Source organism: Mangrovibacter sp. MFB070 (assembly GCF_000705335.1).
GTDB lineage: Bacteria > Pseudomonadota > Gammaproteobacteria > Enterobacterales > Enterobacteriaceae > Mangrovibacter > Mangrovibacter plantisponsor.
This window is the reverse complement of record NZ_JJMI01000002.1, coordinates 107299-128919: the sequence shown is the minus strand read 5'-3', so window position 1 is coordinate 128919 and position 21621 is coordinate 107299. Positions and strand designations below refer to the sequence as shown.

Here is a 21621-nt window from a genome sequence, read left to right as displayed (position 1 = left end):
TTTAATTGAGTTATTAATTGCCCTTTGCCACTAACAGGAGGCAGGTTGTGAAAGCGATTGTTTATAGCCAGCACGGTTTACCGATTACCGATGAACAGGCGTTATATGAAACGGAACTCCCCATGCCAGTACCTGGCCCCCATGATCTGCGGGTAAAAATCCAGGCGATTGCTGTCAACCCGGTAGATATGAAAGTCCGCCAAAGTGCTGCTGTGGCTGAGCCGCGCATTCTTGGCTGGGATGCAGTTGGTGTGGTGGATGCAGTGGGTGAAGCCGTTACACTGTTTAAACCGGGTGATGAAGTGTATTACGCAGGTGACATTACCCGCCCGGGGGCTTATGCCGAATATGGTCTGGTGGATGAATTTATTGCCGGGCACAAACCGGCGTCGCTGAGTGTGGCGGATGCCGCGGCATTACCTTTGACCTCACTAACTGCATGGGAACTGTTATTTGACCGGCTGAATGCCGCGAAAGATGAACAGGCCGCGTTGTTGATCATTGGTGCCGCCGGTGGCGTGGGCACCATGCTGACCCAACTGGCAAGAAAGCTGACCAACCTGACGGTGATTGGCTCGGCTTCCCGCCCGGAAACAGCGGAGTGGGTAAAAAGTTTTGGCGCACACCATGTTATTGACCACAGCCGACCACTGCGTGAAGGCTTACAGGAAGCCGGGATCGAGTCTGTGCGCTATGTAGCAAGCCTTACCCACACAGAGCAGCATTTTGCTGATATCGTGGATGTGCTGGCGCCACAGGGGCGTTTCGGGGTGATTGATGACCCGGCCATTCTTGATGTTATGCCATTAAAAAAGAAAGCAATTTCTTTGCACTGGGAACTGATGTTCACACGTTCCATGTTTGCCACACCGGACCGTATTCGCCAGCATGAAATCCTCGACCATGTCAGCCATCTTATTGATGCCGGAACACTGAAAACAACGGTGGGCGAACACTACGGAGCGATTAATGCGGCAAACTTGCGCCGGGCGCATGCCACGCTGGAAAGTGGCCGGGCAAAAGGCAAAATTGTGCTGTCTGGCTTTTGATCACCACCAACAGTCTTCACTCGTTTTACCTGTCTTTTCACTTACCCGGTTGTCTGCCGGGTAAGGCTTGTTGACCATTGCTGATACGTATATCGTACTTCACTCTCCATGGGCTGAAATGTCTCTTTTCGTTTTTTAACATCCGCAATCACTGCAATATGGCAGAAAGTATGAAGTTAAATGCGAGATATTCTGAAGTCTTTGTCAGGAAATAGTGCCGGAACGTGACATTTTATGAATTGGCACAAATAGCTACAAAATGAGAATGAAAATTCTCATAATTAGCAACGCCGTGAAAATAAGTGAGATGAGAATAGTCTCAGTGATGACGCTATTGCCTGCAATCCCTGTATAAAAAATGGGTAATGACTTTGTGAGTAGCCATTTTCTTGAGCTACGAAGAGTTTTTGCCTGGTTGCTGGCATGCGGTTTCACTACAAAGGCGCACTAAAAGTAATGGCTATTTTATAACAGCGGGGCAAACCCCCATGCTGAATAATATTTCTTCCTTTAATGGGATTTTCTCTGTTGGCTTTGTGCCAACCAGGGGTGGCGAAAGCCGGTTTAATGATTTGATTTATCTGATTTTCAATAGGGTTCCTTTTTGCTGTTTGCGCCTTTGGGTGTGAGTTAGAGGAATTATGAAAATTCGTGGTATTTACCTTTTATCCGTATGTTTATTGTTCGGATGTGATAACAAGGATAACGCCAGTCAACCCTCAGCAGTAACTGAAGTGGGGGTGGTTACTTTACAACAACAGCCTTACACCCTGAGAAGCGAACTGACCGGGCGTACTACCGCGACGCTCAGTGCTGAAGTGCGCCCTCAGGTTGGCGGCATTATTGAAAAAAGGTTGTTTACTGAAGGCCAGGACGTCAAAGCAGGGCAGGCCTTGTACCAGATAGACCCGTCCAGCTATCGCGCGGCTTATGATGAAGCAGTCGCAGCGCAAAAAACGGCGCAGGCGCAAATGGTGGGTGATTGCCAAAAAGCCAGCCGTTATTCCCAACTGGTAAAAGTTGACGGGGTCTCAAAGCAGGATGCAGATGATGCCGTGGCAACCTGTGGGGTGGATAGGGCTACGCTTGAAGAGAAAAAAGCAGCGGCAGAAGCCGCGCGTATTGATCTGAACTGGACAACAGTCACCGCGCCAATCAGCGGGCGAATCGGTATTTCGTCAGTTACACCTGGCGCACTGGTCAGTGCTTCTCAGGATACCGCGCTGACCACGATTTACAGCCTTGATAAAATGTATGTTGACCTGACGCGCTCCAGTGCGGATTTGCTGCGCCTGCGCAAAGAGGCTCTGGCGCAAAACAGCAATACGCTGGAAGTGACTCTCACTCTGGAAGATGGCAGCACTTATCCGCTGAAAGGGCGCCTTGAACTCACCGAAGTGGCGGTGGATACCTCTACAGGCTCTGTCACGCTGCGTGCTGTCTTCCCTAATCCCCAGCATATTTTGCTCCCCGGTATGTTTGTGCGCGCAAGTATTGACGAAGGCGTTGTTGAGAATGCCATTCTCGCTCCGCAAAAAGGGATTGGCCGTGATCCGAAAGGTGAAGCCACTGCCTATGTTGTCGATGCCAATAACAAAGTGGAATTACGCACGCTCAAAACTGGCGAAGCTGATGGTACGAACTGGGTAGTGCTGAGTGGCCTGAAATCTGGTGACCGGATTGTCGTGGAAGGCAGCGATAAAGTGGCATCGGGCCAAACCGTCAAGCCAGTTGAAGTGAAACTGAGCGGAGAGGCGAACTGATGTTTTCACGTTTCTTTGTTAATCGCCCGGTATTTGCCTGGGTGATAGCCATCTTAATTATGATGGCTGGCGCCATTGCCATTCGGACATTACCCGTTGCGCAATACCCGGATGTTGCGCCTCCTTCCGTACAAATTAAAGCAACCTATACCGGAGCATCTGCCGATACACTGGAAAACAGTGTTACCAAAGTTATTGAGCAGCAACTGACCGGGCTGGATAACCTGCTCTATTTTTCATCCACCAGTAGTTCCGATGGTAGTGTGAAAATTACCGTGACCTTTGCTCAGGGAACCAACCCGGATACAGCACAGGTACAGGTACAAAATAAAGTACAACAGGCTGAGTCGCGCCTGCCAACGGAAGTCCAGGAACAAGGGATAACCGTCACCAAGACCCAAAGTGACTTCCTGATGATTGCTGCGGTTTATGATAAAACCGATAAAGCCAGTAGCTCTGATGTCTCGGACTGGCTGGTCAGTAATCTTCAGGACCCGCTGTCTCGCCTTAATGGGGTGGGGAGTGTGCAGGTGTTCGGCGCCGAATACGCCATGCGCATTTGGCTGGATCCGGCCAAACTGGCTTCTTACGCATTAATGCCGTCTGATGTTGAAACGGCCATTGAAGCGCAGAACGTCCAGGTTACTGCCGGGAAAATAGGGAGCATGCCTTCCGCAGACAGCCAGCAATTTACCGCGACTGTGCGTGCCCAGTCTCGCCTGCAAACACCTGAGCAGTTCCGCAATATTATTGTGAAAAGCGAGTCAGATGGCTCGGTGGTGCGAATAAAAGATATTGCCCGGGTGGAAATGGGCAGTGAAGATTACACCGCCCAGGGGCGGCTGAATGGCCACCCGGCCGCTGGTATGGCGGTTATGCTGGCACCGGGCGCGAATGCGCTGAATACCGCAGCGCTGGTGAAGGCTAAAATTCAGGAATACCAGCGTAATATGCCGGAAGGCTATGCGGTGGCATACCCGAAAGACAGCACTGAGTTTATTCGCCTGTCCATTCATGATGTGGTGGAAACCCTGTTTGAAGCCATCATCCTGGTGGTTGCCGTTATGTACCTGTTTTTGCAAAACTTCCGCGCAACGCTGATTCCGGCTATTGCTGTGCCTGTTGTTTTGCTGGGTACCTTCGGTGTTCTTTCGGTGTTTGGTTACTCCATTAACACCCTGACACTATTTGGGATGGTGCTCGCCATTGGGCTGCTGGTGGATGATGCCATTGTCGTGGTGGAAAACGTCGAGCGCATAATGCGCGAGGAGGGGCTTTCCGCGAAGGCGGCAACAGAAAAATCCATGGGCGAAATTTCTGGTGCGCTGGTGGCTATTGCCCTGGTGTTGTCTGCTGTCTTTCTGCCTATGGCGTTCTTTGGTGGTGCCACTGGGGTTATTTACCGCCAGTTCTCAGTCACCATTATTTCTGCGATGGCGTTGTCTGTGGTCGTGGCGTTGACGCTGACCCCGGCGCTGTGCGGGAGTGTCCTGCAACACAGCCGCCCACATACCAAAGGCTTCTTTGCCGGATTTAACCGTTTTTACCAGTCTACTGAAGGCAAATATCGCCACCGCGTACTGGGTGTGTTGCGTAAACCCGTGCGTCTGATAGTGGTTTACGGTGTGCTGGCTGGTGTTATGGCACTGCTGATGCTGAGGCTTCCCGGTGGCTTTATTCCGCTGGAAGACCAGGGTGATGTCATGGTGCAGTACACCCTGCCTGCGGGCGCCAGTGCTCATCGTACCGATGAAGTTAACAAAGCGGTAACCAACTGGTTCCTGAACCAGGAAAAGGCCAATACCGATGTCATCTTTACCATTACCGGCTTCAGTTTTGCAGGTAGCGGCGAAAACACCGGGATGGCGTTTGTTGCCCTGAAAAACTGGGATCAGCGCAAGGGGGCTGCGAATACCGCACAGAATATTGCGTTGCGTGCCATGGGGGGATTGTCCAGCCTGCGTGATGCTCATGTTTTTGCGATGACGCCGCCTTCTGTGTCTGGTATGGGGCACAGCAGTGGCTTTACTTTTGAGCTGATGGCATCCGGCAGTACCGACCGTACTGAACTGGCAAAACTGCGTGACACACTGATTAGTGAAGCGAATAAGAGCCCGGAACTGTCATCCGTGCGTGCCAACGAATTACCGGAAATGCCCCAGTTGCAGGTGGATATTGATAACAACAAAGCGGTGGCCCTGGGGCTGACGCTCAGTGATGTGACAGATACGTTATCCAGCGCCTGGGGTGGTACCTACGTAAACGACTTTATTGACCGCGGGCGTGTCAAAGAAGTGTTTATTGAAGGGGATAAGCAGTTCCGTTCTAAACCGTCTGACCTGAACAAATGGTATGTGCGCAACAGCAGTGACACCATGACGCCATTTTCAGCCTTCGCCACCACTCACTGGACTTACGGGCCTGAATCCCTGGTGCGTTATAACGGTAATGCTGCGTATGAAATCCAGGGGGATAACAGCACGGGTTATAGCTCAGGTGCCGCGATGGATAAAATGGCACAGTTGGCAAATAACCTGCCGAAAGGGTCGACCTGGGCATGGAGTGGGCTGTCATTACAGCAACAGATGGCAAGTGGCCAGGCAACCAGTTTGTATGCCATTTCGATTCTGGTGGTGTTCCTGTGCCTGGCGGCATTGTACGAAAGCTGGTCTGTGCCTTTCTCTGTCATTCTGGTCATCCCGCTCGGGGTGCTTGGCGCAACCCTGGCAGCCACGCTGCGTGGCCTGGATAACGATGTGTACTTCCAGGTGGGGCTGTTAACCACTATTGGGCTGTCATCGAAAAACGCCATTTTGATAGTGGAGTTTGCTGAAGCCGGGGTGAAACGAGGTATGTCATTGAGCGCCGCCGCTATTCAGGCCGCCCGCACTCGTTTACGCCCCATCATTATGACGTCACTTGCCTTTATTGCCGGGGTATTCCCACTGGCGATAGCGACTGGTGCCGGGGCGAACAGCCGTATAGCAATCGGGACCGGTATTATTGGCGGAACACTGACCGCAACGTTACTGGCGATTTTCTTTGTGCCGTTGTTCTTTGTGTTGGTGAAATACCTGTTTGCCAGCCGCCGTTCCGTTCAGGAGTAACCCATGTTACCGCGAATTACAGTTATCGCTTTATCATTGTTGTTAACCGGGTGTATTTCACTGGACCCGAAATATGAACGCCCGGCATCTGCGGTGCCGGGCACCTGGCCGGGTGCCAGCCAGCACGGTGCGGCACCGGTGGTGTTGAAAGACTGGCAGCATATTGTGAATGACCAGCGTTTGAAACAAGTGGTACAACGCGCCCTTGCCAGCAACCGTGATTTACAAAAAGCCATTACCGACATCGACGCTGCCCGGGCGCTGTATATTGAACAGCGTGCGTCACTTTTCCCCTCACTGGATGCAGGGCTTGATGTGACCCGCAGCCGGACGACGACCAATGGTGTTTCCACCAGTGCCAGTGCAGAAGGAACGGTGTCGAGCTTTGAACTGGATTTATTCGGTTATAACCAGAGCCTGAGCCGGGCGGAAAAAGAAACCTGGCTTGCCAGTAAATACACCGCGGAAGATACCCGGCTGACCTTAATCTCTGAAACTACGACCGCCTGGGTTACGCTGGCAGCAGATAAAGATAATCTGGCGCTGGCGCAAAGCACGATGGACAGCGCAGCAAAATCACTGGCAATCACCCGTAAACAGCATGATGTTGGCACGGCTGCAGCAACCGATGTCTCGGAAGCGATGGAAGTGTGGCAGGAAGCCCGTGCCAGCGTCGCCAGTTACAAAACGCTGGTGATGCAGGATAAAAATGCGCTGGATTTGTTGGTTGGTGAACCGGTGCCGGACACATTATTGCCTGACGAACTGAGCAAGCTGGCCAACAATAGCATTGAACTGGTGCCTGCCGGGGTCTCTTCCGATGTCCTGTTACGCCGCCCGGATGTGCAGGAAGCTGAGCATAACCTGTTGAGTGCCAATGCTGATATCGGTGCCGCCAGGGCCAACTTCTTCCCCACCATTTCGCTGACATCCAGTGCCGGTGTGGGGAGTGACAGTCTGTCCGGGTTGTTCAACCATGGGCTGAAAGTGTGGAGTTTTGCGCCATCAATTAGCCTGCCCATTTTCACCGGGGGCAGCAACCTGGCACAATTGCACTACGCTCAGGCCGAGAAAAAAGGCCTGGTGGCGACTTACCAGAAAACGATTCAGAGTGCGTTTAAAGATGTGGCGGATGCACTGGCGCGCCGTGAAACGCTGGGTGAACAAATGGATGCTCAACGTGGTTATGTGGCAGCAGCGCAGAAAACGCTGGATCTGGCGCAAAAAAGTTACCAAATTGGTAGCGGTGATTACCTCACCGTGCTGACGGCGCAACGGACATTATGGTCCGCTCAGGAATCATTAATTGCGCTTGAACAAACCGACTTCGAAAACCGTATTACGCTGTGGGAATCTCTGGGCGGCGGGTTAAGTAATAGCACGCACTAAGTGCTGATCTCGCTATCTTCAGCGCAACACCACCCGGTAGTTTCGACCGGGTGGTGGCCATTCAGCTTATTACAGATACATTACTTTCCATAGAGCAACCGGTTCACACTGTAGGACTCCAGCGTCTGGCGGATATGCTCTGCTTCATTACGTTCGGGGAAGGTGAAGTAACTGGGCGCAAGAACACGGGAAACGGACTCAATCGTCACAACGATAAGATTTTGCACCCTGAACTCACCTTTAATGCGAGCCAGAACATCGTGGCCAATTGCGGCAAAGTTGGGGGATCCTGCCGGTATTATCTGAGCACTTCCGGTAATTTTGAAACCTCGCTGGCGAAACACATCAATAAAACTCAGGCATACCTTGTTCTGCTGGAGGATATTTTCGACAGAACGGGCTGAGGCGATATCGGCAATGATAATCTGTTGGTTGCCATCCCAGGAAAACATCTCTTTGGGCGAGACATTTGGCGCACCACTGGCATCAACCGTTGCCAGCCAGCACAGTACCGCATTTGTCAGATCCTTACGAAAAGCCTGAATGTCCGTGATTTGCGTCATGATGTCCTCCTGAATCTGGCCGGTTTGGGTGTCTTTCCTCATAAAATCATCGGCCTGAATATCACCAGAAAAAGCGAACTGCTTCATAAAACAGATGCGGTGGTTTAGCCATTACGGTTTTCTTTGACCAGAGATAAGATTTTGAGTTGCCACATAGCAGTGAAGGGGTCAGCGAACCGGTGTGTTTGTAACCGTGATGTTGTTCACTTTTTGCATAGATTTTAAAAATAACCTCCAGTTGTTGCTTTACCATACAACAGGATCTTATTTAGGGAGTGTTCAGCTATGCGGGATGTGGTGATTACTGGTGCGGTTCGCACCCCCATTGGCAGTTTCCAGGGCGCCTTATCTCACCTTTCTGCCGTCGAACTGGGCAGCCTGGTTGTCAAGGCATTGCTGGCACGCAGTGGCGTTTCTGCCGGATTAGTGGATGAAGTGATTATGGGGCAGGTACTCACCGCCGGAGCCGGGCAAAATCCTGCCCGGCAAACAGCCCTGAAGAGTGGCCTGCCTTGCACTGTTTCCGCTATTACTATCAATGATGTCTGTGGCTCTGGCCTGAAGGCTCTGCACCTGGCAACCCAGGCTATTCAGTGCGGTGAAGCAGATGTGGTAATAGCAGGGGGCCAGGAGAATATGAGCCGGGCGCCGCACCTGCTTGTGGAAGGACCAAATTCTGGTGGCCTGGGTAATGGCCAGGTAGTGGAGAGCCTGGTGCATGACGGGTTGTGGGATGCTTTTAATGATTATCATATTGGTGTTACAGCAGAAAACCTGGCGCGTGAGTTTGGTATCAGTCGCCAGGAGCAGGATAACTGGGCTTTGGCTTCGCATCAAAAAGCGCTCTCGGCTATTCATGGCGGGCGTTTTCGCGATGAAATCGTTCCTGTTACTGCTGCACCAGGCAGCGTAACGCCATGGGTTGAAAGCGATGAGCAACCGCTGAGGCAGTCCAGTGCTGAGCTGTTGGCCGCACTTTCCCCCGCTTTTGATGTGCGTGGCAGCGTGACGGCGGGGAATGCTTCATCGATTAATGACGGGGCCGCCGCTGTTATGATGATGAGCGCGGAATGTGCACAACAATTGGGTGTCGCTGTTTTGGCGCGGATCAAGGCATTTGCCAGTGTGGGCGTTGATCCGGCATTTATGGGTATCGCGCCTGTTCATGCTACCCGGCGCTGCCTGGAGCGGGCTGGCTGGGCTCTTGAAGAACTTGATCTTATTGAAGCCAACGAAGCGTTTGCTGCACAAATGATCTCGGTCAGCCGCCACCTGGAGTGGGATACCCGCAAGGTGAATGTCAATGGTGGGGCTTTGGCACTTGGCCACCCGATTGGCGCGTCTGGCTGCCGGATTCTGGTTTCTCTACTGCATGAAATGAAAAAACGCGAAGCGCGTAAGGGGCTGGCTACCTTGTGCATTGGCGGGGGGCAGGGCGTGGCGCTTGCGGTAGAACGTTAAGACTCTGGTGGCCGTTGCCAGCAGCTATTTTGCAAGCGTAATGCGCTGATAACCTCTGTTTTCTCCTTCACTGGCGTGTTTACAGCAATTTCACTGCCTGCATCACGCTACGCTTCATACTTCACACTGTTTTCATACTTCATACCTTTATTTTCCCTACCTCATGCCTGGAGTGAAAGCCCGAAAGCTTTCATTATTACCATCTTTTTGACAAAAAACTGGTTTTTGTTGGCACATCATATGCGGTGAATATGCTACGTCACGCTATTTCATTACCTGTATCTGCCAGATTAGCCAAATATTAGCTCTGAACCCTGCCCTGTATTGATTTTCTTTTTATCTTCCCGGTCTTATATGAAAATCTAAGAATTAGTCTGCTAAGTATTTTAAGCTGTACTAAAAAAATGCGATAACGATCCTGATTTTTTAATTGAAATATCGTTTCAAATGTGATTTCAGGAAATTTTGTTGTGATTCATAAAGGTTTTTTGTTTGTTTTTTGAGTGGGAATTATGACTCGTGTCACGAATGGTGGAATAGTTCATTTTACTGGTTATTAATTCTGACGTGGATCACTAAAATAAGGTTAATTTAAAAATAAAATCTCATTCCATAAAAATGAAACAGCTTTTCAATAGGGGATATAACATGTTAAAAAAAGCTCTGGGTTTGGCAGTGTTATGTGGGGCGAGCTTTGCTGCTTCTGCTGTTACTGTAGATTTGCGTCATGAATATCGTGATGATGGCCGTAACGCGGACCGTGTTGCTGTTTCTCACCGCTTTGCGAATGGTTTTGGTTTTACTGTTGAAGCCAAATGGAAATCAGGTGGCACTCACCAGGACCAGCCTTTTACCGATATCATTGCTAATGGCCATGAAGAGCAAATTAGCTGGCGCTGGCGTCCAAATAAAAACTTTGCGCTGACACCAGGTATGAACCTTGACAGTAATGACAGTAAATCAACCTATAAACCTTTCCTGCACGCACAATATAGCTTTGATAGTGGTGTGTATGTTGCTGCACGTTATCGCTTTGAATATACACGTTATCCAGATAATGCCGATAAAGATGATGATAAGGTAAACCGTGGCGATGTCTGGGTGGGTTATGTTCTGGGTGACTGGCGTGCCGAGCTGAACTATCTGTATGCACGCAGTGAGCATAATATTCGCTCTAATAACAATAAATACTCTGAAGAATACAACCTGAAAGTCGCTTACAAACTGGACAAAAACTGGGCGCCATATGCTGAGTTGGGCAATATTTCCGGTAGCTCAAAAACGGATGAACGCCAGACTCGCTACCGCGTAGGGGTTGCATATTCCTTCTGATAACAGGCAGCAGGTAATAAATTATCTGCTGCTATATTCTCTTTTTGAAATGCATAATGCACCGTGAAATACAGGTGGTGCTATTATGCATGAAATAAACATTTCCTTTGTTGGAAATGCCAGGTTGCGTTATTACCCTTTTTCCTGATAGGTACGCATTTTAAATCTATTGACTGTCATGCCGGTATTACTAATAAACTTGTAATGCAGACTGAGGATACAGAGCATCTGACTTTACTTTCTTGACGCCACATTGTAATACCGGGTATTCAGGTAAGCATTCCGCAGGGAGTGCTTTTTTTTGTTGTTTATTTAATGAAAACCTTTAAATGCATAAATATTTAGCTGATGTTTTTGCTGAGTATGGCTGTGAGTTTGTGTGAGTATTTGTCTGTCTGTTTTCTTATGCTGCTTCTGACTTCTGCCCGTTCAACTGGTGGTGGATTGAATCCAACTTACCGCGGCTTGTGGGCTGCGAACATAAAAAAGCCCCCATAAATATGGGGGCAGAGTCTGATGACAAACCTCATGTCCGCACAGAACGAGAGGGTGTCACCCAATAAAAAAACAGGAAAATCAATTTATTGATTTTCGGCTGCTAACTAAAAAGAAGGAAAAACCACGCTTTTTCCTTCTTGTTCATCAATCTAAGCCCCCATAAATATGGGGGCAAGGCCAGTACAGATTTCAGAACACAACAGTTACGCAAACATTATTACGCAGGCAAATACTCGCGTTGTTGCGGGAGTTTCGCGATATACAGTGCAGGTTTGCCATCTTTATCTGAACTGAACAGCACGGCTTTGTCGTCTGGGGTAAAAGACGGGTGAGGGTGCGTGACCTGGCGGCTGTTTTCGAAGGTGTCCCAGGATGTATCATGGCGAGCAACCCGGAAGCAGGCCTTTTTCGCTACATCGAATACATATAAATAGGGATCGTTTTCAATGGTGTAGCCGCTGGTATCTTTTACATCAACTGGTGTACCTGAGCCATCACCCACCATCAGGGTGCCATCAAAGTTACTCATCAGGTGAGAACATGCCGGCATCTGCATCAGTGCAACATTGGCTCCTGTATCCGGGTTGTAGCTGAAAATGGTACGGCCCTGTTTGCCTTTCAGGTAGGAAACATAAACCAGAGCAGACCCATTCGGCACCCAAAATTCATGTGTGCAGCTTTCGCCTGGCGCATGTTCTTTTACTTTACGCACATTGCTGCCGTCTTCATTAACCATCCACATGCGGGCATCAACCAGGTCATGAGGGCCTTCATGGCAGAATGCCACGGTTTGATCATTAAACGGGCGATAAATAGGGTGACCCAGCCAGATCTTCTCTTCATGAATTACTGCGCTTTCGCCAGTCGCTAAATCAACGCGCAGCAGGCGGCAGTGTGGACCTTTATGGAAGAAGTCATGGAAAATTTTCCAGTCATTCAATGGTACCCAGTCACTTTTCGCGATTTCGATACCGACGAGTTTAGTGCAGTCACTATTGGCCACCCAGGTACCATACCCAACCCACTCTTCCGGCACGCGGTAAACTTCACGCTCAGCCAGTGTCTCCAGGTTGACCTGCAACAGGGTCCGTTCATTTTTAACGTAATAGAGGAACTGATCATCAGGTGACAGGAACCCCCCAAAGGTGTTGTCGCCTGTACCTTCGGTTAACTGGGTAGCGACTGCTTTGCCAATATCCAGTAAATAGTAGTTCCAGTTACCGTCAAAAGCGCCAGCAAAGAGCAAGCGGTTGCCATCGTTGGTGAAACATTTCTGGTAAAAATAGTTGCGGTGGCAAGTGACTTCAGGTGGTGTTAACCGGGTAATTTCTGCACCGGTATCAGGGTCCGTATACACCTCGTACTGAAGTTTAATCTGCATGCCCTTAGCCATAATTAACTCCTCAAAATTCCAGTTTTATACCCTTCAGCCATCAGGTTATCTGTTACATCAGCTTCTTGCTGTAGCCCGAAAATCTGCGGGTATACCCATAAAGTGGTTAAGTTCAAAAACAAGTTGGTAATTTATCAAAACGTTGTTTCATTTTATGTGATTGCTGGCGCAAATTACCAGTGAAATAGCAGAATTGTTGTTACCGGTTATGGCTTCCTGGCCTTCTGTTGTGTGTTTATTTTCCCCTGGAACCCCAGGTGCTGAGCCTAACCGTGATCAGAATATCAAAAATGAAAATAACATGCTTAAAAACTGAAACAACGTTTCAATAAGAATTGAAATGGTATTTCAAGCCGTCTAAGATGAGCGTACAAACTAAACGGTGTTAAGGGAATACGGGTTTTCAGCTTTATCAGATAGCCGTTACCGCATGCGCCTGAAACGAACCGTTTAAGGTAATGCACTGTTTAACTGAACTATTCATATTTGCTGTCGCGTGATACGCCCGTTCGCAACATGCGCTCTAAAAGGAAACTTACTTATGATTCTGAATTCATTCTCCTTAGAAGGTAAAGTCGCCCTGGTTACCGGGTGTGACACTGGGCTTGGTCAGGGCATGGCGATTGGTCTGGCAGAAGCTGGCTGCGATATCGTTGGTATCAATATTGTTGAACCAACTGAAACTATCGCGCGTGTGGCTGCTCTGGGGCGTCGTTTCCTGAGTTTGACTGCCGACCTGCGCCAGATTGAAGGTATCCCGGCTTTACTGGAGCGTGCGGTTGCTGAATTTGGCCATATCGATATTCTGGTCAACAATGCAGGCCTGATTCGCCGCCAGGACGCTATTGAATTTAGCGAAAAAGACTGGGATGACGTGATGAACCTGAACATCAAAACTGTCTTCTTTATGTCTCAGGCGGTTGCGAAACAATTTATTGCGCAGGGTAAAGGCGGCAAGATTATCAACATCGCCTCCATGCTCTCTTTCCAGGGCGGGATCCGCGTGCCGTCTTACACTGCATCAAAAAGCGGTGTAATGGGTATCACTCGCCTGATGGCGAACGAATGGGCCAAACACAATATCAACGTGAATGCTATCGCGCCGGGTTATATGGCCACTAACAATACCCAGCAACTGCGTAGCGATGAACAGCGTAGTGCTGAAATCCTCGACCGTATCCCTGCCGGGCGTTGGGGCCTGCCAAGTGATCTGATGGGGCCGGTAGTATTCCTGGCATCAGATGCGTCAGATTACATCAACGGTTATACCGTTGCTGTTGACGGTGGCTGGCTGGCTCGTTAATTCGTATCCCACCTCTAAAAAACCTCTGCCCGGGAAGCCGTGCAGAGGTTTTTTATTAGCCATGAACCACCTCCATAAGGAGGCGGTAAGGTTAACGGTACTATACATGTGCCAGCCACAGCGCTGGCATTCCTTCAGCATCTGAAGTAAATAAAACCCACTGGTTATCTGGTGAAAACGAGGGATGTGGGTGAGTGACCTGGCGGTTGCCTTCCAGTACCTTCCATGACGAATCATGGCGGCAAATAGCTTTCTGGCTGCCCTTATGCAGATCGAACACCCAGATAAAAGGATCGTTGAGCTCTGGAGCACCAGTCTTATGCGGTGAACCGTCTCCCACAACCCAGCGCCCGTCATGGCTGCTCATTAAATGGGAGCAGGGAGGAATCGTTCTCAGCCTGCGGTTTTCGAGGGTTTCCGGGTCTGCGCTGCATAAATAGCGGTGGGCATCATCTTCATGGTGCGTGACATAATAGAGCGCACTTCCATCGGGCACCCAAAACTCATGAGTCATACTCTCACCGGGTTGCGGCTGGCACACCTTGCGCACCTTTTTCCCTTGTGGGTCCGTCAGCCACATACGAGCACTGACCAGGTCGCGTGGCCCTTCATGGCAAAATGCGATGGTCTGGTCGTCATCTGGGCGCCAGATTGGGTGACCAAGCCAGTTTTTTTCCTGCAATACCACATGGCGCTCACCAGTATGTAAATCGACCCGAATTAACCGGCATTCCGGGCGGGTGTACCAGAAGTCGCGGAATTTTTGCCAGTCAGTCAATGGACGCCAGTCAGACTTGCGGATCTCAATACCCACAAGCTGGCTACAGTCGCTATTGGCAACCCAGGTACCATAACCAACCCACTCGGAGTCAACCTCGTAGACACACTGTTCTTCCCAGGTTTCAAGGCAGACTTTACGCAGTTCGCGTTTATTTTTGACATACCACAGGTGGCGGTCATCATGGGATAAAAAACCGCCAAAAGTATTGTCGCCATTGCCTTCAGTCAGTTGGGTGGCAATTTCGCGATTGAGATCCAGTAGATAGTAGTTCCAGTGGCCTTCGAATGCGCCGCCAAAGATAATTTTTTGCCCATCCCGGGTAAAACATTTTTGGTAAAAATAATTGCGATGACAAATAACATGAGGGGGCGTTAAGCGTACAACCTCGTGGCCTGTTTCACGGTCAATGTGGCGGCGAAACGAAAGATGAACTTTTCTTCCTTTAGCCATGATATCTCCTTACAAATAAAAAAATACCCTGCCCCATGTGAGGCAGGGTAATTCGGTGTTCAGTTATCCTGACTCCCGCCCGGTAACAGGCAGTAGTGAGTGGATAACCATTGGCAAACACCAACCAGGCATGTGATTAACGCATGGCGCGACGCAAAATGCGGTCCGACTGGCGCTCAAAATCCGCTGCTGCTTCTGCAACTGTTTTTTGCCCATAATCGATGTACTGCAGAGTGGTGCCAAACTGCGCCACAATCTGCGGGTCATCAAAGTAAGGCGAGACAGAAAGTTTGGTTGGCAGTGATTGAGCCAGTTTCAGCCCTGCAACAGCCGGATCGGTGTCTTTGATTGAACCGTCTGCTGTGAGGATCTCTACTGCTGCATGGCTTAGCGGAACACCGCGTTCCAGCCCCAGAGCTTCCACACCTTCTTTGCTGTTCAGCAGGAAGTTAATCAGCATGGCTGATTCTTTTGGATGTTTACTGGATTTACCAATTGAGAACATTTGTGCGGGTTTAAAGAACAGTCCTGCATCAGTTGCACCTTCGAGCATAGGGTAGCTACCCAGTTCCAGTTTGGCCGGTGGCTGAAGGTTGTCGGAATATTTATTGATAGTGGAGTTCCACATATAGGTGCCACCCCATTCACCCTGGATCCATGGGCGCATTTCGTACATGTTGCTCTTGCCAAAAGAGGCATAGTACTTGGTGTCTGGCATTACATGGCTATCGATAAGCTTCTTATACATCCCAAAAAACTCTACCCACTGTTCTTTGGTGTAAGCGAATTTCTTGGTTTTCTCATCAATGGCAGCAATATTGTATTTTTGCACCATATAAGAGTTAAGCAGTGCCAGAACATCCTGGTGTTCCAGTACTACCGGGTAATATTGTTTACCCAGTTTGGTTTCAAATGTTTTCCCGGCAGCCATCAGCTCATCCCAGGTTTTCGGGAAAGCGATACCCGCTTTTTGCCAGGTCTGGTCATTAAAATAGAAAACGCGTGCTGTCACCGATGTCGGGATCCCGTTGAGCTTGCCGTTAACGGTGGTGGATTGCAGTTCTTTTGCAGAGAACTGGGTCAGATCCAGTACATCTTTCTGTTGGTTGAGGTCATAAAAACCAGTGCCATCTTTAGAAAAAATAGGCAGCCAGTTCCAGTTTGTTTGCATGACATCGGGCTCGGTGCGCCCGGCAATCTGAGTAGTCAGCCGGGATAAATGGCCGTCCCAGCCAGTGTATTCCGCTTTAACATTGATATCCGGGTGTAGTTTATGAAACTCGTCGAGTGCCTTAAGCGTTGCCTGATGGCGGCTGTTACCGCCCCACCAGGACATACGTAAATTCACCTGCTCAGCAAAAGCCTGGCCGGTGGTTATTGCCAGTGTGGTCGTAATCAGGGCACCCAATAACATTTTTTTCATTATCATGACTCCTGTCAGAGAGAGAGGTTTTGTTCTGTTTTTGCGTCAAAGATATGGCATTTATTCATATCGAATTTGAAATACACCTGGCGATGCAGCCCTTTTTCAATAATCGGTTTAGCTTCATCGGAAGGGATACGGGCAGTGAGTTCGAAGTCACCCACCTTCAGGTAGACGAAGAATTCATGCCCCATGTTTTCTACGCGCACCATTTGGCCGGTTGTGTGGCTGCCAGCAAAGGGTTCATCGGCAATGGAGACAAATTCAGGGCGGATACCGAAGAACACATCCTGGTTTTTATGGTCGGCAAGTTTCTTTTGCTGTGTGTCGTTGAGCTCAAGTAAGTCTTCGCCGACACGAATATGCAGCCGGTCATTCTGCACCAGCAGTTTTGATGGTTTGATATTCATTTCTGGCGCACCAATAAAGCCTGCGACAAACATGTTTTTCGGGTAGTGGTACAGGTTATCTGGTGTATCTACCTGCATGATGTGGCCGAGCTTCATGACACAAATACGGTCACCCATGGTCATCGCTTCTGTCTGGTCGTGTGTCACGTAGACAGTGGTCGCAGGTTTACCGCTTTTCTTCAGTTGCTTATGCAAGTCAGAAATACGGATACGCATGGAGGCGCGTAACTTGGCGTCAAGGTTGGACAGTGGTTCGTCAAACAAGAAAACATCGGGTTTTTTCACGATGGCACGGCCAACGGCAACGCGCTGAGCCTGGCCGCCAGATAACTGGCGTGGCAACCGGTCAAGAAGGTCTTCAAGCTCAAGAATTTTGGCCGCTTCGTCGACGTGCGCATTAATCTGTTCTTTTGGCAACTTGCTTAACTTCAGGCCAAACGCCAGGTTTTCACGCACCGTCATATGTGGGTAGAGCGCGTAGTTCTGGAACACCATCGCGATTCCGCGCGATTTAGGTGCCAGGTTATTCACCACTTTTTCACCAATGCGAATTTCACCGCCACTGATGGTTTCCAGCCCCGCAAGCATGCGCAAGGTTGTCGATTTAGCACAACCTGACGGGCCGACGATGACCATGAACTCTCCGTCTGCGATTTTCAGGTCGATACCATGTACCGCTTTGAAGCCGTTGGAGTAGACTTTTTCGAGTTTATTAAAAATAACTTCAGCCATGATATTCCCTCGTTAACCTTTAATTCCACTGCTGGTAACGCCCTGAACGAAGTAGCGTTGAGCCAGGAAGAAAACAATAATTGACGGCAGAATGGAGATACTCGCCATTGCCAAAATTTCATTCCACGGTGCGCCTTCGGTGACATCGATAGACATTTTCAGCGCCAGTGCAATGGGGTATTTATCCACGCTGTAGACATAAATCAGCGGGCCGATAAAGTCGTTCATTGACCACATAAACTGGAACAGCGCGACGGAGATAATGGCGGGTTTAAGAATCGGCACCACCACGTACCACAGCACCTGGAAGGAGTTACAGCCATCAATCTGGGCCGCTTCTTCCATATCGCGCGGGACACCACGCAGGAACTGAATCAGCATGAAGACAAAGAACCCCTGAGTTGCGAATGCCAGTGGCAAATACAGTGGCAAATAGCTATTCAGCATGCCCATTTCACGGAACATCAGGTACTGCGGGATCAGCAGAACAGTGCTTGGCAGCAACATGGTGGCAATCAATGTGGCGAACCAGAATTTCTTCCAGGGGATCTCGAAACGGGCAAAGCCGTAGGCAACCACAGTAGAAGAGATAATGGTCAGCAATACTTTGGGAATCACATACTTAAAGGTATTGAGCATGTAATGACCAAAGGTGTATTCCGTACCGGTTTTCCAGCCATTGATAAACCCGTCGGATGTCGGATTTGAAGGCCATAAACCCAGCGTGGTAAAGATTTCATGGTTCGGTTTAAAGGAGGCCGAAAACATCCAGGCCAGTGGATAAAGCATTAATAAACCGACAAACAGCAGAATCACATAACGGATCCACGCGTTTATTTTTTCCCGTCGCAGAGTACGCTGAACTTCCCGTTCAGCATTAGAGAGTTTTTGCGACGACATCGGGCTATGCTGTATATCAGCCATTTTTGCCTCCCTTATCGGCAGAGTAGAACACCCAGTATTTTGAAGACTTGAATGCGATAGATGCGAATAGCGCGACGACCAGGAACAATACCCAGGCCAGTGCGGCGCCATAGCCCATGTCGAAGTATTTAAACGCGGTATCGTAGATATAGAGTGAGAATAAGTAGGTGTAATAAGTTGGCCCACCGCCAGTAATAACGTAAGGGCCGGTAAACTCCTGGAATGCCTGTGTGGTCTGCATAATGAAGTTAAAGAAAATAACTGGCGTAATCAGTGGCACCGTCACTTTCATAAACATCTGCCATTTAGATGCACCGTCAATCATGGCTGCTTCATACTGAGATTGCGGAACATTTTGTAGTGCAGCCAGGAAAATAACCATCGCTGAACCAAATTGCCACACGCGCAACAAGGTAACTGACATCAGCGCCAGTGAAGGCTCGCCCAGCCAGTTGATGGCATCCATACCAAAAAAGCCGATAAAGCTATTGAGCAGGCCGTCAATCGCAAACAGTGCGCGCCACAAAACCGCAATGGCAACAGAACTGCCCAGAATGGACGGTATATAGTAAGCCGTACGGAAAAATCCAATTCCGCGTAATTTAAAATTAAGAACAAACGCAATACCCAGTGCGAAGGCTAATTTTAACGGAATAGTAATAAATACATAGGCAAAGGTGACACCCATTGATTTCCAGAAGAGTCCGTCTTCCAAAAACATGTAACGATAATTCTCAATGCCGTTAAATGTGGGCGGGTTCATTAAATCATAATCGGTAAAGCTTAAAAAAAACGATGAAACAAATGGGAAGGCCGTAAAGACTATCAGCCCTATAATATAGGGCGATATCCAGGCCAGACCCAGAAGCTTGTTTTCATTCATAATATACCTACCTGGCAAACAATTAGAGAAACGGCTGCTTACTGCTGCACAGCGCACCTGTGGTGTGCTGTAGCGGTGAGTGCTGGCATGGGCCAGCACTGTGCAAAACAATTTCAATTCTTTGTCCTGTAACAGGAAAGACAGTGCATACAGGTTTAAATGAACCGCTATTTCATGTTTGTAAAACAGCGTTTTATTTTATTCTATTGTTATTTTATTCGCCGTCATTCGCTGTTTAATGGAAATGTGATCAAAGTCGAAACGATGTTTTGAAAATTTGATGTGACAGAGGTTTTTGCCTGTACGGACAGGGAGCAGAGGAAGGTGTCAGGTTCTACCATTTTTAGTAGTGGAAGGGGAATTTTCCTATTTTCAGCCGATTGAGTGCGGTAAAGTGTTAACGGTCAGAAATCTGACAGAATAATTTTGTTAAAATTTTGTTTTGTATAACATTATAAATCGGTCTTGCAGGATGCATGTACACCAGTAGCAAAGACCTTAGAGGGATACGATGACAGTGCAAAGTGCTTTGAAAAATCAGGGGAAAACTGATTTTTTTAATGGGAATGAATCACTCGCTTTATCACGTCCAGAGAATGAAATCGACTTAATTGCTTTGCTTTCCTTACTTGGACAGGTTAAAAAACAGTTAATTATGTTCACACTTCTGTGTGCACTCATTGGGGTGGCGATAACTTTTCTGTTGCCCCAGAAATGGACCAGCGAGGCAGTTGTCACACCAGCCGAAAGTTTTCAGCTTGAAGCTCTGAGGAGCCAGTTAATCCCCCTCAACGTGTTGGGCGTTGAGCGCCATGTTGACCCGCAAAAGTTGTTCAAATCCTTTTTGAAAAAGTTTGACTCCCAGACGCTGAAAGCGAGTTACTTGTCCCAGTCACCGTTTATTTTGTCTCAATTAGATGGGGCGAAATATACTGCTGATGACTTACACCGCGCGGTGGTTCAGGTCTCTGGCAAGATAACCGCTGCATCTGATGTAGATGCAAAGCACCCTGAAAACAGCCCTTATGAATCCTGGACGCTGAAGTTTACCGCACCCGATGCGCAGGATGCACAACAGGTACTCACCGGGTATATCGAATACGTAATGAAGCAGGTGGTGGCGGAGGAAGTAAAAACCATTCAGGACGACCTGACGCTTAATGTTCGCTATAAACAACGCCAACTGAACCTGGAACGCACGCGGCTGGAAAATGCACACAATGTTGCGATTCAGCGCCTGAATTATTCCCTGGCTGTCGCAAATGCCGCAGGTATCAAAGAACCGGTCTATAGCAGTGGCCAGGTAGTGAATGATGACCCGGATTTCAGCATCGCTCTGGGGTCTCATGGCCTGGCGGAAAAACTCAATATAGAGAAGTCGATTCATGATGTTGCAGAACTTAATGCTGATTTGCTTAATCAGCAACATGTCCTTGAACAACTGGAAGCAGTAAAAATTAAGGAGATTGATTTCTCTCCTTTCCGTTATCAGATGTCGCCTTCTTTACCCATCAAGAAAGATGGTATTTCAAGGCTCTTTGTGGCGGTGATTGCGGCTTTATTTGGGGCGTGTGCTTTCTGTATGTGGACGTTTGGTAAACAAGCGGTGCAACAACAAAAGGCGCGTATAATGGGTTGGAACCCGGACCCGGTGAAAGAATCCGGTATTTAATCTGCTTGTGCACAGGCCTGGCGGTATTCTGTCGCCCGGCCTGGCGAACCGCTTACTTCAGAAAATCTTGCCGCATTGGCGTAAAGGTATCCAACAATTTACCGGCTTTCAGGCATACACAGCCATGCATGATATTAGGCTGTTTGTAGAGCGTATCACCAGCGGTAACCACATGGGTTTCATCACCAATGGTGAATTCAAACTCGCCAGCCAGAACATAGGTTAATTGTTCGTGGGGGTGATTATGCATTGGGCCGACAGCGCCTGTTTCAAAATGCACTTCAACTGCCATCATATTGCCATCATGCGCCAGAATACGGCGGGAAACACCTGCGCCCAGATCTTCAAGTTCGGTTTCTTTGATAAACGTAAACATGTGTGGATTCCATGATAGTGAAACATTGTTTCAATTATTTTATAGCACTCAACTGAGAAAAGAAACGATGACCCAGGGATTTGGAAGTGGGATCACGTTTTATTACTTATCT

17 protein-coding genes are annotated in these 21621 nt (G+C 48.8%); 8 read left to right on the top strand and 9 right to left on the bottom strand.

The annotated features are described in order from the left end of the window. Nucleotides 1-47 precede the first annotated feature (47 nt). The 4 genes from DT73_RS01045 to DT73_RS01030 all read left to right on the top strand — a co-directional run bounded on the left by DT73_RS01045 (nt 48) and on the right by DT73_RS01030 (nt 7308). Nucleotides 48-1049, top strand: a complete 1002-nt coding sequence (locus tag DT73_RS01045) for a zinc-binding alcohol dehydrogenase family protein (RefSeq protein WP_036102727.1) — start codon at nt 48-50, stop codon at nt 1047-1049. A 641-nt stretch (nt 1050-1690) separates the two neighbouring features. Then, complete coding sequence (locus tag DT73_RS01040; RefSeq protein ID WP_036102724.1) at nt 1691-2812, top strand: efflux RND transporter periplasmic adaptor subunit; 1122 nt, start codon at nt 1691-1693, stop codon at nt 2810-2812. Then, on the top strand, nt 2812-5919 hold the full coding sequence (locus DT73_RS01035) for an efflux RND transporter permease subunit (protein WP_036102722.1): 3108 nt from the start codon (nt 2812-2814) through the stop codon (nt 5917-5919). The genes DT73_RS01040 and DT73_RS01035 overlap by 1 nt, the downstream gene beginning before the upstream one ends. Before the next feature lie 3 nt (nt 5920-5922). Next, a complete protein-coding gene (locus DT73_RS01030) occupies nt 5923-7308 on the top strand; it encodes an efflux transporter outer membrane subunit (RefSeq protein WP_036102720.1) in 1386 nt (461 codons plus the stop codon). 80 nt (nt 7309-7388) lie between these two features. Here the strand turns inward: DT73_RS01030 and DT73_RS01025 are convergent, their stop codons facing one another. Continuing rightward, nucleotides 7389-7871 carry a pyridoxamine 5'-phosphate oxidase family protein gene (locus tag DT73_RS01025; protein WP_036102902.1) on the bottom strand — a complete coding sequence of 161 codons (483 nt, stop codon included), beginning with the start codon at nt 7869-7871 and terminating at the stop codon, nt 7389-7391. A gap of 61 nt (nt 7872-7932) precedes the next feature. Further along, nucleotides 7933-8124, bottom strand: coding sequence for a hypothetical protein (locus tag DT73_RS01020; protein ID WP_036102718.1), 192 nt, complete (start codon nt 8122-8124; stop codon nt 7933-7935). A 32-nt stretch (nt 8125-8156) separates the two neighbouring features. Between DT73_RS01020 and DT73_RS01015 the strand changes: the two genes are divergently transcribed. Beyond that, nucleotides 8157-9332, top strand: coding sequence for an acetyl-CoA C-acetyltransferase (locus tag DT73_RS01015; protein WP_036102716.1), 1176 nt, complete (start codon nt 8157-8159; stop codon nt 9330-9332). A gap of 648 nt (nt 9333-9980) precedes the next feature. Beyond that, the gene (locus tag DT73_RS01010) at nt 9981-10664 is read left to right on the top strand and encodes an oligogalacturonate-specific porin KdgM family protein (RefSeq protein WP_036102714.1); all 684 of its coding nucleotides are present in this window, start codon (nt 9981-9983) and stop codon (nt 10662-10664) included. 715 nt (nt 10665-11379) lie between these two features. Here DT73_RS01010 and DT73_RS01005 read toward each other — a convergent pair. Then, nucleotides 11380-12555 (bottom strand): oligogalacturonate lyase family protein, encoded by a 1176-nt coding sequence (locus DT73_RS01005; protein WP_036102712.1) that lies wholly within the window; start codon nt 12553-12555, stop codon nt 11380-11382. A gap of 541 nt (nt 12556-13096) precedes the next feature. On the opposite strand from DT73_RS01005, the gene kduD reads away from it, so the two are divergent. Continuing rightward, nucleotides 13097-13858: a 2-dehydro-3-deoxy-D-gluconate 5-dehydrogenase KduD gene (kduD, locus tag DT73_RS01000; RefSeq protein ID WP_036102710.1), complete on the top strand. Its 762-nt coding sequence runs from the start codon at nt 13097-13099 to the stop codon at nt 13856-13858. A 100-nt stretch (nt 13859-13958) separates the two neighbouring features. Here kduD and DT73_RS00995 read toward each other — a convergent pair whose 3' ends face one another. From DT73_RS00995 to DT73_RS00975, 5 genes are all read right to left on the bottom strand, one after another. Further along, complete coding sequence (locus DT73_RS00995; protein WP_036102708.1) at nt 13959-15089, bottom strand: oligogalacturonate lyase family protein; 1131 nt, start codon at nt 15087-15089, stop codon at nt 13959-13961. A 136-nt stretch (nt 15090-15225) separates the two neighbouring features. Further along, nucleotides 15226-16512, bottom strand: coding sequence for an ABC transporter substrate-binding protein (locus DT73_RS00990; RefSeq protein WP_036102705.1), 1287 nt, complete (start codon nt 16510-16512; stop codon nt 15226-15228). A 14-nt stretch (nt 16513-16526) separates the two neighbouring features. Then, nucleotides 16527-17654 carry an ABC transporter ATP-binding protein gene (locus tag DT73_RS00985; protein ID WP_036102703.1) on the bottom strand — a complete coding sequence of 376 codons (1128 nt, stop codon included), beginning with the start codon at nt 17652-17654 and terminating at the stop codon, nt 16527-16529. A gap of 12 nt (nt 17655-17666) precedes the next feature. Continuing rightward, entirely contained in the window at nt 17667-18578 is a 912-nt protein-coding gene (locus DT73_RS00980; RefSeq protein ID WP_036102700.1) for a carbohydrate ABC transporter permease, read from the bottom strand. Then, nucleotides 18571-19461 (bottom strand): carbohydrate ABC transporter permease, encoded by an 891-nt coding sequence (locus DT73_RS00975; protein WP_036102900.1) that lies wholly within the window; start codon nt 19459-19461, stop codon nt 18571-18573. The genes DT73_RS00980 and DT73_RS00975 overlap by 8 nt, the downstream gene beginning before the upstream one ends. Before the next feature lie 511 nt (nt 19462-19972). Here DT73_RS00975 and wzz(fepE) point away from each other — a divergent pair. Next, nucleotides 19973-21133: an LPS O-antigen length regulator Wzz(fepE) gene (gene wzz(fepE), locus DT73_RS00970; protein ID WP_051691231.1), complete on the top strand. Its 1161-nt coding sequence runs from the start codon at nt 19973-19975 to the stop codon at nt 21131-21133. A 52-nt stretch (nt 21134-21185) separates the two neighbouring features. On the opposite strand, the gene DT73_RS00965 is transcribed toward wzz(fepE), so the two are convergent. Beyond that, nucleotides 21186-21509: a cupin domain-containing protein gene (locus DT73_RS00965; protein WP_036102698.1), complete on the bottom strand. Its 324-nt coding sequence runs from the start codon at nt 21507-21509 to the stop codon at nt 21186-21188. Between the last annotated feature and the right edge of the window lie 112 nt (nt 21510-21621).

Excerpts from the sequence above, each read along its gene's own strand:
- DT73_RS00985 (WP_036102703.1), bottom strand. The coding sequence starts at position 17,654 with ATGGCTGAAGTTATTTTTAATAAACTCGAAAAAGTCTACTCCAACGGC.
- DT73_RS01015 (WP_036102716.1), top strand. The coding sequence starts at position 8,157 with ATGCGGGATGTGGTGATTACTGGTGCGGTTCGCACCCCCATTGGCAGT.
- DT73_RS00975 (WP_036102900.1), bottom strand. The coding sequence starts at position 19,461 with ATGAATGAAAACAAGCTTCTGGGTCTGGCCTGGATATCGCCCTATATT.
- DT73_RS01040 (WP_036102724.1), top strand. The coding sequence starts at position 1,691 with ATGAAAATTCGTGGTATTTACCTTTTATCCGTATGTTTATTGTTCGGA.
- DT73_RS00965 (WP_036102698.1), bottom strand. The coding sequence starts at position 21,509 with ATGTTTACGTTTATCAAAGAAACCGAACTTGAAGATCTGGGCGCAGGT.
- kduD (WP_036102710.1), top strand. The coding sequence starts at position 13,097 with ATGATTCTGAATTCATTCTCCTTAGAAGGTAAAGTCGCCCTGGTTACC.
- DT73_RS01030 (WP_036102720.1), top strand. The coding sequence starts at position 5,923 with ATGTTACCGCGAATTACAGTTATCGCTTTATCATTGTTGTTAACCGGG.
- DT73_RS01010 (WP_036102714.1), top strand. The coding sequence starts at position 9,981 with ATGTTAAAAAAAGCTCTGGGTTTGGCAGTGTTATGTGGGGCGAGCTTT.
- DT73_RS01025 (WP_036102902.1), bottom strand. The coding sequence starts at position 7,871 with ATGACGCAAATCACGGACATTCAGGCTTTTCGTAAGGATCTGACAAAT.
- DT73_RS01005 (WP_036102712.1), bottom strand. The coding sequence starts at position 12,555 with ATGGCTAAGGGCATGCAGATTAAACTTCAGTACGAGGTGTATACGGAC.
- DT73_RS01035 (WP_036102722.1), top strand. The coding sequence starts at position 2,812 with ATGTTTTCACGTTTCTTTGTTAATCGCCCGGTATTTGCCTGGGTGATA.
- DT73_RS01020 (WP_036102718.1), bottom strand. The coding sequence starts at position 8,124 with ATGGTAAAGCAACAACTGGAGGTTATTTTTAAAATCTATGCAAAAAGT.
- DT73_RS00995 (WP_036102708.1), bottom strand. The coding sequence starts at position 15,089 with ATGGCTAAAGGAAGAAAAGTTCATCTTTCGTTTCGCCGCCACATTGAC.
- DT73_RS00980 (WP_036102700.1), bottom strand. The coding sequence starts at position 18,578 with ATGGCTGATATACAGCATAGCCCGATGTCGTCGCAAAAACTCTCTAAT.
- DT73_RS00990 (WP_036102705.1), bottom strand. The coding sequence starts at position 16,512 with ATGAAAAAAATGTTATTGGGTGCCCTGATTACGACCACACTGGCAATA.